We start from the raw sequence: 15,404 nt of genomic DNA on the forward strand, positions 1-15,404 counted from the left end.
TGTAGCGGCCGGCAACGTCACGGGCAAAGCGCGCCGGGTTCAGGCGAAGCGAAAATCGTCGGCGCTGAGTTGGCTGAAGGTCGCAAGGTCTTCGACTATGTCCGTCGACCCGGTGATATCGAGCTGCGGTGCTCCGCCGATCACGCCTGCCGCAGCCGGGAGTTCCGCAAACGGGTCGAAGCTCGTCTGCCCGAGGATGCTGATTGCGTTGCCGACGACTGCGCCACCCTCGAAGCCGCCGATGCGGTCGACAGCGTCATTGGCGACGAACACCAACATATCGTCCGCCGCTTCGCCGCCCGGCGTGGCTTTGTCCGCGCTGCTGGTGAGCGTATCGCCTGCGGTCACGCCCCAGATGAAGTCGCTTCCGCCTTCGGCCGGAGGGGCGTCTTCGCCGGCAACCCGGATCGCGTGGTCGACGGCGTCATTGGCGACGAACACCAACATATCGTCCGCCGCTTCTCCGCCCGGCGTGACTTTGTCCGCGCTGCCGGTGAGCGTGTCGGCTGCGGTCAAGCCCCAGATGAAATCGCTTCCGCGTTCGCCAGGAAGTGCGTCTTCGCCAGCATCCAAGATCGTAGCGATACCGCCATCCCTCGGTCCTGCATCAACCCCGGCAGCGGCGGACGTCGCAAAGTCCCCAAAGCCGGAGGCAAGTGATTCATAGACCCCCGCTAAACCGAAGCCGACGATGTCGGCCTTGCCGTCTCCGTTCACATCGGCCAGCTCACGCTTGTAGAGGTCATCGCTGTTCCACCCGCCGGCGCCCGGCGCGAAGCTAGCGAGTGCAAAGGTGGGCGCTGCAAAGTGCCCAGAGCCGGTGGCGAGTGATACATAGACCCCCGCTAGACCGAAGCCGACGATGTCGGCCTTGCCGTCTCCGTTCACATCGGCCAGCTCGCGCTTGTAGAGGTCGTCGCTGTTCCACCCGCCGGCGCCCGGCGCGAAGCTAGCGAGTTCAAAGGTGGGCGCTGCAAAGTGCCCAGAGCCGGTGGCGAGTGATACATAGACCCCCGCTAGACCGAAGCCGACGATGTCGGCCTTGCCGTCTCCGTTCACATCGGCCAGCTCGCGCTTGTAGAGGTCGTCGCTAATCCACCCGCCGGCGCCCGGCGCGAAGTTAGCGAGTTCAAAAGTGGGCGCTGCAAAGTGCCCAGAGCCGGTGGCGAGCGATACATAGACCCCCGCTAGACCGAAGCCGACGATGTCGGCCTTGCCGTCTCCGTTCACATCGGCCAGCTCGCGCTTGTAGTGGTCGTCGCTGTTCCACCCGCCGGCGCCCGGCGCGAAGCTAGCGAGTGCAAAGGTGGGCGCTGCAAAGTGCCCAGAGCCGGTGGCGAGTGATACATAGACCCCCGCTAGACCGAAGCCGACGATGTCGGCCTTGCCGTCTCCGTTCACATCGGCCAGCTCGCGCTTGTAGAGGTCGTCGCTGTTCCACCCGCCGGCGCCCGGCGCGAAGCTAGCGAGTTCAAAAGTGGGCGCTGCAAAGTGCCCAGAGCCGGTGGCGAGTGATACATAGACCCCCGCTAGACCGAAGCCGACGATGTCGGCCTTGCCGTCTCCGTTCACATCGGCCAGCTCGCGCTTGTAGAGGTCGTCGCTGTTCCACCCGCCGGCGCCCGGCGCGAAGCTAGCGAGTTCAAAGGTGAACGCTGCAAAGTTCTCGACGACATCGGTTACTGAAACCGCGATAGCCTGAGCGTCGATGCCGCCGTGGCCGTCTGAAGCCTGAACAATAACGTCGTAGACATTATTGCCGCCCGCGTCGGTCGGCAGCTCAAAGTTCGGCGCGGTGACGAACGATAGCGCTCCTGTCGATGAGCCGATCGTGAATTTGCTCGCGTCCGCGCCACCAATGATCGAGTAGCTCAGCGTTTGGCCGGCCTCAGCGTCAGCTGCAATGACGGTCGTCACCGCCCTGCTGTTCTCGGCGACCCTAACCGTCGCGGTATCCCCGCCAGCATTCGACGTGATCACCGGCGCGTCGTTCACCGGCGCGATGCTCAGGGTGAAGGTGTCGGAGGCCGAGACCGAGCCGTCGCTGGCGGTCACCTTGAAATCGAGCGGACCGCTGAAGTTAAGCGGCGGCGTGCCCGAGAAGGTCCGGGTCGCTGCATCGAAGTTGACCCAGTCCGGCAGGGCGGAGCCATCGGCCAGGCGGGCGCTGTAGGTCAGCGTATCACCATCTACGTCCGAGAAGGCGTTTTCCGGGATCTGGAAGCTCCAGACCTGATCTTCCGAAGTAGGCTGATCGGCGATCGCGTTGACCAGCGTCGGTGCGTCGTTGGTGCCGGTGAGGGTGATGGTGACGTCCTGCGTCGCCGTTCCGCCATGGCCGTCGTTGACCGTGATGGTATAGGTCTGGGTCCGCGTCTGGCCTGCCGCCAGAAAGTCGATGGCGGCGTCGGCGACCGAGAAGGTCCAGCGGACGATGCCTTCCCCGTCCCCGGCCCCGGCCGTGGCGTTGGCGACAGTGGCGATCAGCTGACCGACATAGGCGCTTCCAGCCGGCGTCACCGACACCGTGTGGCTGTCGGAAAGATCGGCATCCAGGAACGGGATCTCGCCGGTGACGGTGTGCGGGGCAGCGCTCCCGGTGACGCCTGCCGTTTCGGTGAGGTTTCCGGCAAGGTCGCCGAGCGAGATGGCGTCGACCGCGATGCCGCCCGCCACGTCGATATTGGTGAACCAGCCGTAGCGGTTGCCACCCACGTCCGAAATCAAATCGGTCGCATTCGAGAGCGTCTGCGTGAAGACGACAGCGCCGGCGGCGTCGATCAGGTTCAGGTCGACCGAGAGCTGGCCGGCGATATTGTGGAAGACGTGTTGCAGCGTGAACCAGCCGCTCGCCGAAACTGTGTAGGGCGTACCCGACCCCAGATCCTGGCGCGGATCGAAGTTGGTGTTGTTCGATGCGCCGACCAGGAGCTGCCCCGTCGAACCATCCTTGGTGACATGGAAAATGAAGTCACGCAGATGCGAGCCGTCCGCCCGCGTCGCCGCGACCGAATAGTCGAAGCCTTCGCCGTTCGCCCAGCCAGTCTTGAGATAAACCTTCACCTCGCTGGTCAGGCCTTCCACGAAGTCGCTGCGATAGCCGTCAAAGCGGGTGTATGGACCCGTGTCGTCGCTCTGGTCGTCGCTCTGGGTGAAAACCGCGTATTGGCCTCCGTCGGCGGTGGAGATTCCGTCATCGCCGCTGTCATGGATAGCGATGTTTCCATGCCAGCCATTGCCGCCATCCAGAATGCCTGCGGCATTGGCTTCGAAGCCCTGATAAAAGCCCAGCGTCGGTGCGTCGTTGGTGCCGGTGAGGGTGATGGTGACGTCCTGCGTCGCCGTTCCGCCATGGCCGTCGTCGACCGTGATGGTATAGGTCTGGGTCCGCGTCTCGCCTTCCGCCAGTAAGTCGGCGACCGAGAAGGTCCAGCGGACGATGCCTTCGCCGTCGCCGGTCGTGTCGTTGGCGACAGTGGCGATCAGCTGACCGACATAGGCGCTTCCAGCCGGCGTCACCGACACCGTGTGGCTGTCGGAAAGATCGGCATCCAGGAACGGGATCTCGCCGGTGACGGTGTGCGGGGCAGCGCTCCCGGTGACGCCTGCCGTTTCGGTGAGGTTTCCGGCAAGGTCGCCGAGCGAGATGGCGTCGACCGCGATGCCGCCCGCCACGTCGATATTGGTGAACCAGCCGTAGCGGTTGCCACCCACGTCCGAAATCAAATCGGTCGCATTCGAGAGCGTCTGCGTGAAGACGACAGCGCCGGCGGCGTCGATCAGGTTCAGGTCGACCGAGAGCTGGCCGGCGATATTGTGGAAGACGTGTTGCAGCGTGAACCAGCCGCTCGCCGAAACTGTGTAGGGCGTACCCGACCCCAGATCCTGGCGCGGATCGAAGTTGGTGTTGTTCGATGCGCCGACCAGGAGCTGCCCCGTCGAACCATCCTTGGTGACATGGAAAATGAAGTCACGCAGATGCGAGCCGTCCGCCCGCGTCGCCGCGACCGAATAGTCGAAGCCTTCGCCGTTCGCCCAGCCAGTCTTGAGATAAACCTTCACCTCGCTGGTCAGGCCTTCCACGAAGTCGCTGCGATAGCCGTCAAAGCGGGTGTATGGACCCGTGTCGTCGCTCTGGTCGTCGCTCTGGGTGAAAACCGCGTATTGGCCTCCGTCGGCGGTGGAGATTCCGTCATCGCCGCTGTCATGGATGGCGATGTTTCCATGCCAGCCATTGCCGCCATCCAGAATGCCTGCGGCATTGGCTTCGAAGCCCTGATAAAAGCCCAGCGTCGGTGCGTCGTTGGTGCCGGTGAGGGTGATGGTGACGTCCTGCGTCGCCGTTCCGCCATGGCCGTCGTCGACCGTGATGGTATAGGTCTGGGTCCGCGTCTCGCCTTCCGCCAGTAAGTCGGCGACCGAGAAGGTCCAGCGGACGATGCCTTCGCCGTCGCCGGTCGTGTCGTTGGCGACAGTGGCGATCAGCTGACCGACATAGGCGCTTCCAGCCGGCGTCACCGACACCGTGTGGCTGTCGGAAAGATCGGCATCCAGGAACGGGATCTCGCCGGTGACGGTGTGCGGGGCAGCGCTCCCGGTGACGCCTGCCGTTTCGGTGAGGTTTCCGGCAAGGTCGCCGAGCGAGATGGCGTCGACCGCGATGCCGCCCGCCACGTCGATATTGGTGAACCAGCCGTAGCGGTTGCCACCCACGTCCGAAATCAAATCGGTCGCATTCGAGAGCGTCTGCGTGAAGACGACAGCGCCGGCGGCGTCGATCAGGTTCAGGTCGACCGAGAGCTGGCCGGCGATATTGTGGAAGACGTGTTGCAGCGTGAACCAGCCGCTCGCCGAAACTGTGTAGGGCGTACCCGACCCCAGATCCTGGCGCGGATCGAAGTTGGTGTTGTTCGATGCGCCGACCAGGAGCTGCCCCGTCGAACCATCCTTGGTGACATGGAAAATGAAGTCACGCAGATGCGAGCCGTCCGCCCGCGTCGCCGCGACCGAATAGTCGAAGCCTTCGCCGTTCGCCCAGCCAGTCTTGAGATAAACCTTCACCTCGCTGGTCAGGCCTTCCACGAAGTCGCTGCGATAGCCGTCAAAGCGGGTGTATGGACCCGTGTCGTCGCTCTGGTCGTCGCTCTGGGTGAAAACCGCGTATTGGCCTCCGTCGGCGGTGGAGATTCCGTCATCGCCGCTGTCATGGATGGCGATGTTTCCATGCCAGCCATTGCCGCCATCCAGAATGCCTGCGGCATTGGCTTCGAAGCCCTGATAAAAGCCCAGCGTCGGTGCGTCGTTGGTGCCGGTGAGGGTGATGGTGACGTCCTGCGTCGCCGTTCCGCCATGGCCGTCGTCGACCGTGATGGTATAGGTCTGGGTCCGCGTCTCGCCTTCCGCCAGTAAGTCGGCGACCGAGAAGGTCCAGCGGACGATGCCTTCGCCGTCGCCGGTCGTGTCGTTGGCGACAGTGGCGATCAGCTGACCGACATAGGCGCTTCCAGCCGGCGTCACCGACACCGTGTGGCTGTCGGAAAGATCGGCATCCAGGAACGGGATCTCGCCGGTGACGGTGTGCGGGGCAGCGCTCCCGGTGACGCCTGCCGTTTCGGTGAGGTTTCCGGCAAGGTCGCCGAGCGAGATGGCGTCGACCGCGATGCCGCCCGCCACGTCGATATTGGTGAACCAGCCGTAGCGGTTGCCACCCACGTCCGAAATCAAATCGGTCGCATTCGAGAGCGTCTGCGTGAAGACGACAGCGCCGGCGGCGTCGATCAGGTTCAGGTCGACCGAGAGCTGGCCGGCGATATTGTGGAAGACGTGTTGCAGCGTGAACCAGCCGCTCGCCGAAACTGTGTAGGGCGTACCCGACCCCAGATCCTGGCGCGGATCGAAGTTGGTGTTGTTCGATGCGCCGACCAGGAGCTGCCCCGTCGAACCATCCTTGGTGACATGGAAAATGAAGTCACGCAGATGCGAGCCGTCCGCCCGCGTCGCCGCGACCGAATAGTCGAAGCCTTCGCCGTTCGCCCAGCCAGTCTTGAGATAAACCTTCACCTCGCTGGTCAGGCCTTCCACGAAGTCGCTGCGATAGCCGTCAAAGCGGGTGTATGGACCCGTGTCGTCGCTCTGGTCGTCGCTCTGGGTGAAAACCGCGTATTGGCCTCCGTCGGCGGTGGAGATTCCGTCATCGCCGCTGTCATGGATGGCGATGTTTCCATGCCAGCCATTGCCGCCATCCAGAATGCCTGCGGCATTGGCTTCGAAGCCCTGATAAAAGCCCAGCGTCGGTGCGTCGTTGGTGCCGGTGAGGGTGATGGTGACGTCCTGCGTCGCCGTTCCGCCATGGCCGTCGTCGACCGTGATGGTATAGGTCTGGGTCCGCGTCTCGCCTTCCGCCAGTAAGTCGGCGACCGAGAAGGTCCAGCGGACGATGCCTTCGCCGTCGCCGGTCGTGTCGTTGGCGACAGTGGCGATCAGCTGACCGACATAGGCGCTTCCAGCCGGCGTCACCGACACCGTGTGGCTGTCGGAAAGATCGGCATCCAGGAACGGGATCTCGCCGGTGACGGTGTGCGGGGCAGCGCTCCCGGTGACGCCTGCCGTTTCGGTGAGGTTTCCGGCAAGGTCGCCGAGCGAGATGGCGTCGACCGCGATGCCGCCCGCCACGTCGATATTGGTGAACCAGCCGTAGCGGTTGCCACCCACGTCCGAAATCAAATCGGTCGCATTCGAGAGCGTCTGCGTGAAGACGACAGCGCCGGCGGCGTCGATCAGGTTCAGGTCGACCGAGAGCTGGCCGGCGATATTGTGGAAGACGTGTTGCAGCGTGAACCAGCCGCTCGCCGAAACTGTGTAGGGCGTACCCGACCCCAGATCCTGGCGCGGATCGAAGTTGGTGTTGTTCGATGCGCCGACCAGGAGCTGCCCCGTCGAACCATCCTTGGTGACATGGAAAATGAAGTCACGCAGATGCGAGCCGTCCGCCCGCGTCGCCGCGACCGAATAGTCGAAGCCTTCGCCGTTCGCCCAGCCAGTCTTGAGATAAACCTTCACCTCGCTGGTCAGGCCTTCCACGAAGTCGCTGCGATAGCCGTCAAAGCGGGTGTATGGACCCGTGTCGTCGCTCTGGTCGTCGCTCTGGGTGAAAACCGCGTATTGGCCTCCGTCGGCGGTGGAGATTCCGTCATCGCCGCTGTCATGGATAGCGATGTTTCCATGCCAGCCATTGCCGCCATCCAGAATGCCTGCGGCATTGGCTTCGAAGCCCTGATAAAAGCCCAGCGTCGGTGCGTCATTGGTGCCGTCGAACGGATCCGCGCCCGCCGCAACAACCAACTTGTCCGCGCCAGAGGTGAGGGTCGTTGTGGCCATAAGGTGATCCGATCTGTGTTGATTTTTGCAACTAGAGGCAGCGACACGGCGAGCGTCAGGCACGATCCGGTTTCAGTCTGGCCTCAACAACTCTGCGGCTTCGAGGGAAGCTGACCAGCCGGTGCGGCACAGCTGAGTGCATAGGGCGGCGGACGACGATGCGTCTTGTTTACGTCCGCCAATGCCTTGATAACTCTTGCCACGGTAAAGCCGCGCCAGCAGCTTGACGCCATCGACCTTGAGCAACCCGCGCACTTCGTTTTCCAGATCGAGACGCCCCCCGCGGCAAAGCCTTGAGCGCACCCAGCGGCGTCTTCAGGCGCTGGCTTTCGAGGCTCTTCACACGAACCTCGCGATACCCGCCGGCCCGCAGGATCCTGCGCTACGCCGCGCGTGTCGCCACGATCGGCCTTGTTGAGCGGGCTCGACAGGGTCGTCTTGACCTGCCGGTCTCAAGCGCGACGCCCTCAACCTGGTCGGCAAATCTGCGGATGCTGACTGCGATCTCCTCGATCTCAAAAGCGACAGTGCGCTCCAGGCAGACTGCCCCCGCCTCGTCGACGATGCACAGCGACGAAACCTGACGGCCAACACCGACACCCGCGAAATGCGACATCTTCCTGCCTGAGACACAGCCCCCGCGGCCATGAACATCACAGGGAGCTCGCCTCCGTCTCGAAGATGAGCCCGGTTACGAATGATCTCGGGCACATCCCGATCCTCTCACGACCCGATACGGGGAGAGGCCATGCGAACGACGACGCTGGCGGCGGCAACCTCCGGTAGGCACAGGCGGCCGCGCTGGCGTCAGCGGATGAACCTGTTCGATACCGCCAAGCCTGAGGCCGGCGCCGTACCGCTCTCGTTGTCGTAAAGGCACAAGACGCTGTCGGAGACGAACAAGACGCGAGTACGGCCTTCAGACTAGCAAACACCGCATCGGTTCTCTCCTCATTGGGTATTTAAGGCATGACCACTCCAGGATCTCCCTATGTGCGCGCCCTGGGCCGCTCCCGGGCTGCGTTCCTGACCATGGGCATGATCTCGGGGGCGATCAACATCCTGACGCTCACCGGTTCCCTGTTCATGCTGCAGGTCTACGACCGGGTGCTGCCGAGCCGGCAGGTCCCGACGCTGGTCGCCCTTCTTGGCGTTGTCGTCTTTCTATACGCAGTGCAGGCCGTCCTCGAGGCGATCCGGTCGCGCATGATCGCCCGCATCGGCCGGCGGCTGGACGAAGATCTGCAGGGCGAGGCCTTCCGGGCCGCCGTCACCCTACCTCTGCTCGCGAATGTCGGCCAGGAGCGGATCGATCCGGTCCGCGATCTCGACCAGGTCCGGCAGTTCGCCAGCTCTCCTGGCCCGGCCGCGCTGTTCGACCTGCCCTGGGTTCCGCTCTACCTCATCATCTGCTTCCTGTTTCATCCCTGGCTCGGCTGGCTGACCTTCCTGGGCGCCGCTATCGTCTCGGGGCTCGCGATCTGGGGCGAATTGCGGGCCCGCAGCATCAATTCCGACCTGGTCAAAGCCGGCGCAATACGACAGGCGATCGCCGATGGCGGCAGGCGCAACGCCGAAGTACTGGCTACCATGAACCTCGCAAACCGGATCGAGCAGCGCTTCCAGGACGCGAACCAGACGTTCCTTGAGGCGACGCAGGCCGGCGTCGACCGCAATTCCTTCGTCAGCGCGGTCGTGCGCGGGCTGCGTCTTCTGCTGCAATCGCTGGTGCTGGCGCTGGCCGCCTACCTGGCGATCAGGCAAGAAATTTCGTCGGGCGCCATCATCGCGACCTCGATTCTTTCATCGCGCGCGCTCGGGCCGATCGATGCGACCGTGGCGCAATGGCGGTTGTTCATCGGCGCGCGCCAGGCCGCGACGCGCCTGCGGCGGGCGCTCGGCCTGCTCAATCTGCGGTCGCCTGAAACGCGCCTTCCTGCGCCGCGCAAGCAGCTCAAGATCGAGGGTGGGTTCATTGCTCCTCCCGGCGCCTCGCTGCCGACCGTGTCCGGCGTGCAGATCCTGGTCGAGCCGGGAGACGGGCTCGGCGTCATTGGACCCTCGGGCTCTGGCAAGACGACGCTGGCGCGCGCCATCACTGGCGTATGGCCGCTGATGCGCGGTGAAGTCACGCTCGACGGGGCGCCGCTCGCGCAGTTTCGTGCCGACGACCGGGGCGCGGCGATAGGCTATCTGCCGCAGGACGTCGACCTCTTCGACGGCACCATCGCCGAAAACATTGCGCGCTTTGATCCCGAGCGCACCGACGAGGCGGTCGTTCGCGCCGCCCAGCTCGCCAACGTGCACGAGCTAATTCTCAAGCTGCCGCGGGGTTACGACACGCGCATCGGCGACGGCGGCCTGAAACTCTCCTCCGGCCAGCAGCAGCGCCTTGGGCTTGCGCGTGCGCTCTACAATGATCCCTTCGTCGTCGTCCTCGACGAGCCCTATTCCAATCTCGATGGCGAAGGTGACGCAGCGCTTAACCGGGCTCTGGCCGGTGTGCGGGCCCGCGGCGGCATCGTCGTGCTGATCGCCCATCGCCACAGCGCGATCGGCGCCGTCAACAAGCTGGTTGCGATCATCGACGGGAAGCAGGCGGCGTTTGGCCCCAAGGAACAGGTGCTCGCGCAGATCGCGCCGATGCAGCGCGCCCAACCCGCGCCCGAGAACGGCGAACCGCAGCGGCGACAGGCAATCAAGGTGGTGAGCGATGCAGCCTAACAACAACATGTCCCCGCGCTTCAACGCGAACGATCGCTCAATCCGCAGACATGCGCTCGCAGGCGTCTTCGTCGTGGTCGGCCTCTTGGGCGGGCTCGCCGCCTGGTCGGCGCTCGCGCAGATTTCCGGCGCGGTCATCGCGTCCGGTGTGGTCGCGGTCGAAAGCAGCGCCAAGAAGGTGCAGCATCCCGAAGGCGGCGTGGTCGCCGAACTCAAGGTGCACGACGGCGACCGCGTCAGGGCCGGCGACCTGCTGGTTCGCCTCGACGACACGGTCCTGCGCGCCAACCTCTCCATCGTCACCAAGAGCCTCGACGAACTGACGGCCCTCGAAGCGCGCCTGACTGCCGAGCGGGACGGCGCAGACGCAATTCGCCTGCCCGAGGCGCTTCTCAAGCGCGGCCAGGCCAACCAGGACGCCGAGGCTTCGATCAAGGGGCAGCGGACGATCTTCGACAGTCGCCGCGCCGCACGCGTCACCGCCAAGACGCAGCTTGCTGAACAGATCGCCCAGCTTGAATCCGGCATCGAAGGCGTGATGGCGCAGCGCGAGGCCCGCGACCGCGAACTGGTCTTCATCACCGACGAACTCAAGGGCGTGCGCGAGCTCTACGCCAAGAATTTGGTGCCTATCGCACGCGTCTCGGCGCTGGAGCGGGACCGCACCCGCATCGAGGGCGAGCGCGGCAAGCTTACCGCCGACATCGCCGCAGCGCGCGGCTCGATCGCCGAGAAGAGAATCCAGATCCTGCGCCTCGACGACGACTTCCGCTCCGAGGTCGTGAAGGAGCTGGCCGACACGCGCAACAAGATCAACGAGAATGTCGAGCGCAAGACGGCGGCGGAAGACCGCCTCCAGCGCATCGAAGTCCGGGCGCCGGTTTCCGGCCTGGTGCACCAGCTCAACGTCTTCACCGTCGGCGGCGTCGTCGCCAACGGCGAGACCCTGCTCCTCATCATTCCGGAGAACGACACGCTCATCGTCGATGCGCAGGTCGAACCGCAGGACATCGAACATATCCATTTGGGTCAGAAGGCGACGGTGCATTTTTCCGCTTTCTCGGACCGGAACCTCAAGGAGACGATCGGAGAAGTTGTCATCGTTTCGCCCGATCTGATCGAGGATCAGGCGACACGACGCCGCTTCTACCGGGTCAAGCTGTCGGTCGAGCCTCCGGTCGGTGCAGTCGGCAAGCCGCGCACACTGGTGCCTGGTATGCCCGTTGAGGCATTCATCACCAAGGGCGAGCGGACCGTCCTCGCCTATCTGATGAAGCCACTGACGGACCAGATACAGCGCGTCTTTCGCGAATAGGGTGCGCTGTCGCCCGGCGGGGGCGCTGGCCAGTCTAACCTGGTTCGAGGTGGGCCTGCATCACGAGGCGTATGGCTCGGGGTCCCGCCGTGCAACCCAAAGCTATCGCTACAAGGCAAGCTTCTATCAGCTCATAAAAATCGAAAGGTAGTTTGGAGGGAGCGTTAATGAAATCCTTTCTGTCGCTTTGCTCTGTTCGGTTGGCTTTTTACCTCTCCTCTACGGTGCCAGGCGCGCTCCCTAAGCTAGAACCATTGCCAAGAGCGCTCTTGCTGAGCGGTCTTTTGTTGATGCTCGCGAGGCAACCATGACGCTAACAGCCACACTTTTCGCCATTGGCGGACTTGTCGCGTTAGCTGGTGTCGCCATTGCCGCGTGCGCGATCGAGGAGGGCCGACGGCAACGCCGCATCTATGGCCGGCGCCGCCGTGTTTCGTTTCGCGGTTTCATCAGGAAAAATGACCCTTGAGCCGTGAATTGCAGCGTCGCCTTCTTCGGCTCGCATGCGACCGACAGGGCCAGGGTATCCGCTACAGCGTCAGCGAGCGGCCGCTCACAGACAAGGAATGGGATGCGAGCAAGGATGGGGCGCTAATCGATTTTGCCGAGCCGGACGGGCTCAGCCCGATCATGACAGAGGCGGATTGGGTCGAATGCTCTTGTGAGCTGCTTCGGCAGGGCTGGTTTCTGAGTTTTGGGCGCGCGAGGCCTGAGCCTAACACATGACTTGATCAGTTGCCTCTGCCGGCATCGAGCATCGGGGGAGCTTGGATCTCCGGGATATTTGTCAGATCACCAGGCAGCGGAGCGCTTGAGCATCTGAGGTGCAGATCGCGATTGAACTGCTTGCGGCGGACGTTCTGCTGGTTGGTCACATTGACAGCTGCCAGGGCGCTGGATGGGCTCAGTACCCCAATCATGACCGATGACTTCAGATGCTCCGTCTCCGCTGAAGCGTAATTCTCAGCTTTCTGTCGCGCCTCTTTGCAGGCTGCGCTTTGCCATTTCCGGTCCGAATGGTTGAGGGAACCGGCATAGCTCGCCGGTTGCGTCGTGCACCCGACGCAAATCAATCCCACCACAGCGATTGCGGCCTGTATTCTCATGGCGGCATCCTGATCGATTTTGTTGGGCCGCGCCTAGCGTAATCTTCCGAAGCTCAATTGCAGTTGGTCTCGGCATCCTCGCGCAGGCGGTACTCGGCGATGCGACCTCGTCGTGAGCGCCCTTCAGTCCCATTTGGGTCTCGAGTGACAGCAATATTTGAAAACGAACGTCCGGCCGGGCGAACCGACATCAATCAAGTCTGAACGCCCGCGGTACGCATCTGGCTCGGCGCCAGCCCGGTCCAATGCTTGAATGCGTGCGAGAACGCGCTCACGTCCTGAAACCCCAATAGCCAGGCAATCTTCGAGACATGGAGGCTACTATGGCTGAGATAGCGCTCAGCCAGGTCGCGCCGCATCTGCTGAAGGATCTCCGAGAAGCTCAACCCCTCATCGGCGAGCCGTCGCATAAACGTCCTTTCGCTCATTCCAAGCTGACGCGCGATGACGTCCGCACGCACCTTGCCGTGAGGCAGCAGCGGAGCGATCGCATTCTCGACGCTCACCCGCAGCGGGCTCGCATTGGTTGCGCGGGGCGCCAGCGCCGCTTCGCAATAGTCCAGCATGAGATCGTTGAGGTAAGGGTCAGCGTTAACGAGGGCGCGCGCGTGCGCGTCTGCTGGCAAAACGATTGCGTCGATATCGGCGCCGAACTCGACCGTCGTCCCGGCAAACCGTGACATCGCCGATGTATCTCCTGACCGATGATGCGCGATCGAGACGGACTGGGGCACCAGACTCGTCCCTGTCAGGATGCGGCAGAGGCGGATAGTTCCAAAAATGCAGAACTCGAGCTGATGCCTGTCGGAATGCCGCGGAAGGCCCGCGTAGGTTAGACCGATGCTGAGTTCGCGCCCCGTGCCAACGCTGAATACCAAGGCTTCGTTGGTGATCGAACTGTATCGCGCAATTCGTTGCAGTGCGTCGCCAAGCGTTTGCGACGACGCCATGACGTAGAACAGCAGCCCGAGGGCGCGCGGCTCGAAGTCCTGCGCCAGGGTGAAGCCCAGAAAGTCATCTCTCAGCGCAGTGGCAGCCCGGTCCAGCAGGGCGATCTGACCCTGAACAGGTACTCTCGGATTGCGAGCGGCGAGCATTTCCTCGGTCAGGCCGATATCCTTCAGCAGAGGCGCAATCGGCACGCCAACGTCAACAAGACGCGCGATTGCAAGTCTCGCGATGCCCGCTCGGGTTGTCGGCAGAGAGTTCAGGTCAGGTGGCAAGGCGGCCACTCCCTGCTCGTGTCTGTGCCGGCCCAACACGCAGGCAGGAGCAAACTAAACGATGGCAGAGAATAACAAGCGGGGGACCTAACGGCAACGTATTTCGGGGAGGTCCGAAACGGGAAGCCGGGGGCGATGCGCCATGAACGTAAGACGCTAAGCGGCGCGGGCTTTGTATTCGCGAACATAACATTCCGACACCGCCGCTCCCGTCGTCAACCCGCTGCGGAGCCCGAGCCATGCCTGACATCAACTGGCGACGCGGGTTCTAGCGGCTCTGGCGCGTCGCCTCCGCCCTCTGGGCCGCCGTGGCCGTCCTGTTCCTGCTCTACGACGGCACAGGAGGGCTGATCCGATGGCGCCCGAACAATTCGTCCCCATCGCGATCCTGATCGCCGGGCGCCGCTGCTGCTCGGTCTCTGCGTAGCCTACATCCTAAAAGGATTCCGCTGATGGGCGACATCGTTGCCGACGTGCTCGCCGCCAGCGCCATCCTGCTGTGCGTCCTCGCGGGGCTCTGGTTCTACGCAGCCAACTGATTTGCCTCGGGGGTAAACCATGTTGACGTGCTGCCCTTTGCTCTCATTAGCGGGGAATGGTTGCAGCCCCTGCAACAGCAGCCTGGGATTTCCCACTTGCCTCTTGCGCTTCCTGGAATGGAACCATCGTCGAGCGAGAGGGAATCGACACCAGAACCGCAATGATCAAGAGCATCGTCACGAAAGCGGATCTTCAGGAATACTGCGAGCGTGACCCAGGCGGCGAGGTCAAGCCGCCCGGCAGCAGGCCAGGCATCAGCCAGTGCGTGGCGCGCTATCTCAAGACTGAAAGTGGCTCAGAGCTCATTGCGATGGCGAACTGCCCCGCTGGCTTGCTTGAATTCCAGTACGGCTCCAACTCGCCCCGCCGCCTGAAATTTCCGCTTCAATGCCGACGTTTCATGCGCTTCTGGTAATCCGCCGCTGATCGCGCAGTTCAAATTGCCTTGTCCGAAAGCGGCCAGTCGGATGCGGTTGAAGTAGAAAAGGGTACCCTTTGCGCAAGTTTCCGGGCGTTGACGAGGTTCCGTCGCCTCCTGGCGGTCTCTCCCGCGCCTGCGCGCGGAGCGCGCGTGGAGCACTGATTAAAGCGGCCTCCGCCAGGACCTTCGACGCCCTCTGGAAGGCTATCAGAAACATCTTCGATTTAGTCAGCCCGGCCGAGTGCCAAAACCTTTTCAAACACGCAGGTTATGCGTCAGATTAAATGTTCGATGCTTCAGGCGGCAATCGCTGAGCCGGTCAGCCTGCCCGAACGTAGCTTCCAGGTGCCGGTTCGATCGGTTTCAGGCCGCCAGTACCGGGCCGATAGGCGGGAACCTCCTCGATGCCGCAATGCGCCTCCAACCAGGCCGACCAGTGAGGCCACCACGACCCCTCGTGTTTTCTGGCGCCAGCCAGCCATTCCTGCGGGCTTTCGGGATAGTCGCTCCGTGTCCAGTAGCCATATTTTGACCGATTGCCCGGAGGATTGATTACCCCCGCGATATGGCCTGAGCCCCCCAGCACGAAGGTCGTCTCGCCGCCCAGAAGCTGCGTGGTTGGATAGATCGAGGTCCAGACCGCGATGTGGTCTTCCTTGGTGGCAAGCACGTAAAAGGGTGGCCTGCCCCTGAAAAGT

General features: G+C 63.3%; 8 protein-coding genes. 4 read left to right on the top strand and 4 right to left on the bottom strand.

From position 1 onward, the window contains the following. Positions 1–39: 39 nt before the first annotated feature. Positions 40–7,377 carry a VCBS domain-containing protein gene (locus tag BIWAKO_RS32865; protein WP_069883175.1) on the bottom strand — a complete coding sequence of 2,446 codons (7,338 nt, stop codon included), beginning with the start codon at positions 7,375–7,377 and terminating at the stop codon, positions 40–42. Positions 7,378–8,125: 748 nt separating this feature from the next. Between BIWAKO_RS32865 and BIWAKO_RS37240 the strand changes: the two genes are divergently transcribed. From BIWAKO_RS37240 to BIWAKO_RS32880, 3 genes are all read left to right on the top strand, one after another. Continuing rightward, the gene (locus BIWAKO_RS37240; RefSeq protein WP_274533625.1) at positions 8,126–8,251 is read left to right on the top strand and encodes a hypothetical protein; all 126 of its coding nucleotides are present in this window, start codon (positions 8,126–8,128) and stop codon (positions 8,249–8,251) included. A 95-nt stretch (positions 8,252–8,346) separates the two neighbouring features. Next, entirely contained in the window at positions 8,347–10,101 is a 1,755-nt protein-coding gene (locus BIWAKO_RS32875; RefSeq protein WP_069883177.1) for a type I secretion system permease/ATPase, read from the top strand. Continuing rightward, positions 10,091–11,416, top strand: a complete 1,326-nt coding sequence (locus BIWAKO_RS32880; protein WP_244523721.1) for an HlyD family type I secretion periplasmic adaptor subunit — start codon at positions 10,091–10,093, stop codon at positions 11,414–11,416. Before BIWAKO_RS32875 ends, BIWAKO_RS32880 begins: the two co-directional genes overlap by 11 nt. A gap of 731 nt (positions 11,417–12,147) precedes the next feature. On the opposite strand, the gene BIWAKO_RS35740 is transcribed toward BIWAKO_RS32880, so the two are convergent. Together BIWAKO_RS35740 and BIWAKO_RS32895 are read right to left on the bottom strand one after the other, a co-directional pair. Continuing rightward, positions 12,148–12,522 (bottom strand): hypothetical protein, encoded by a 375-nt coding sequence (locus tag BIWAKO_RS35740; protein WP_074471707.1) that lies wholly within the window; start codon positions 12,520–12,522, stop codon positions 12,148–12,150. Between the two features lie 194 nt (positions 12,523–12,716). After that, positions 12,717–13,754 (bottom strand): AraC family transcriptional regulator, encoded by a 1,038-nt coding sequence (locus tag BIWAKO_RS32895; RefSeq protein WP_176733501.1) that lies wholly within the window; start codon positions 13,752–13,754, stop codon positions 12,717–12,719. A 691-nt stretch (positions 13,755–14,445) separates the two neighbouring features. On the opposite strand from BIWAKO_RS32895, the gene BIWAKO_RS36995 reads away from it, so the two are divergent. Further along, positions 14,446–14,700, top strand: coding sequence for a hypothetical protein (locus tag BIWAKO_RS36995; RefSeq protein ID WP_244523722.1), 255 nt, complete (start codon positions 14,446–14,448; stop codon positions 14,698–14,700). Between the two features lie 325 nt (positions 14,701–15,025). Here BIWAKO_RS36995 and BIWAKO_RS32905 read toward each other — a convergent pair whose 3' ends face one another. Then, positions 15,026–15,376, bottom strand: a complete 351-nt coding sequence (locus tag BIWAKO_RS32905) for a class I poly(R)-hydroxyalkanoic acid synthase (protein WP_069883181.1) — start codon at positions 15,374–15,376, stop codon at positions 15,026–15,028. Positions 15,377–15,404 lie beyond the last annotated feature (28 nt).

It is taken from the genome of Bosea sp. BIWAKO-01, assembly GCF_001748145.1.
GTDB lineage: Bacteria > Pseudomonadota > Alphaproteobacteria > Rhizobiales > Beijerinckiaceae > Allobosea.

What these genes read in the sequence shown, in the direction of transcription:
- BIWAKO_RS32865 (WP_069883175.1), bottom strand. Translation starts at nt 7,377, where the DNA reads ATGGCCACAACGACCCTCACCTCTGGCGCGGACAAGTTGGTTGTTGCG.
- BIWAKO_RS37240 (WP_274533625.1), top strand. Translation starts at nt 8,126, where the DNA reads ATGCGAACGACGACGCTGGCGGCGGCAACCTCCGGTAGGCACAGGCGG.
- BIWAKO_RS32875 (WP_069883177.1), top strand. Translation starts at nt 8,347, where the DNA reads ATGACCACTCCAGGATCTCCCTATGTGCGCGCCCTGGGCCGCTCCCGG.
- BIWAKO_RS32880 (WP_244523721.1), top strand. Translation starts at nt 10,091, where the DNA reads ATGCAGCCTAACAACAACATGTCCCCGCGCTTCAACGCGAACGATCGC.
- BIWAKO_RS35740 (WP_074471707.1), bottom strand. Translation starts at nt 12,522, where the DNA reads ATGAGAATACAGGCCGCAATCGCTGTGGTGGGATTGATTTGCGTCGGG.
- BIWAKO_RS36995 (WP_244523722.1), top strand. Translation starts at nt 14,446, where the DNA reads ATGATCAAGAGCATCGTCACGAAAGCGGATCTTCAGGAATACTGCGAG.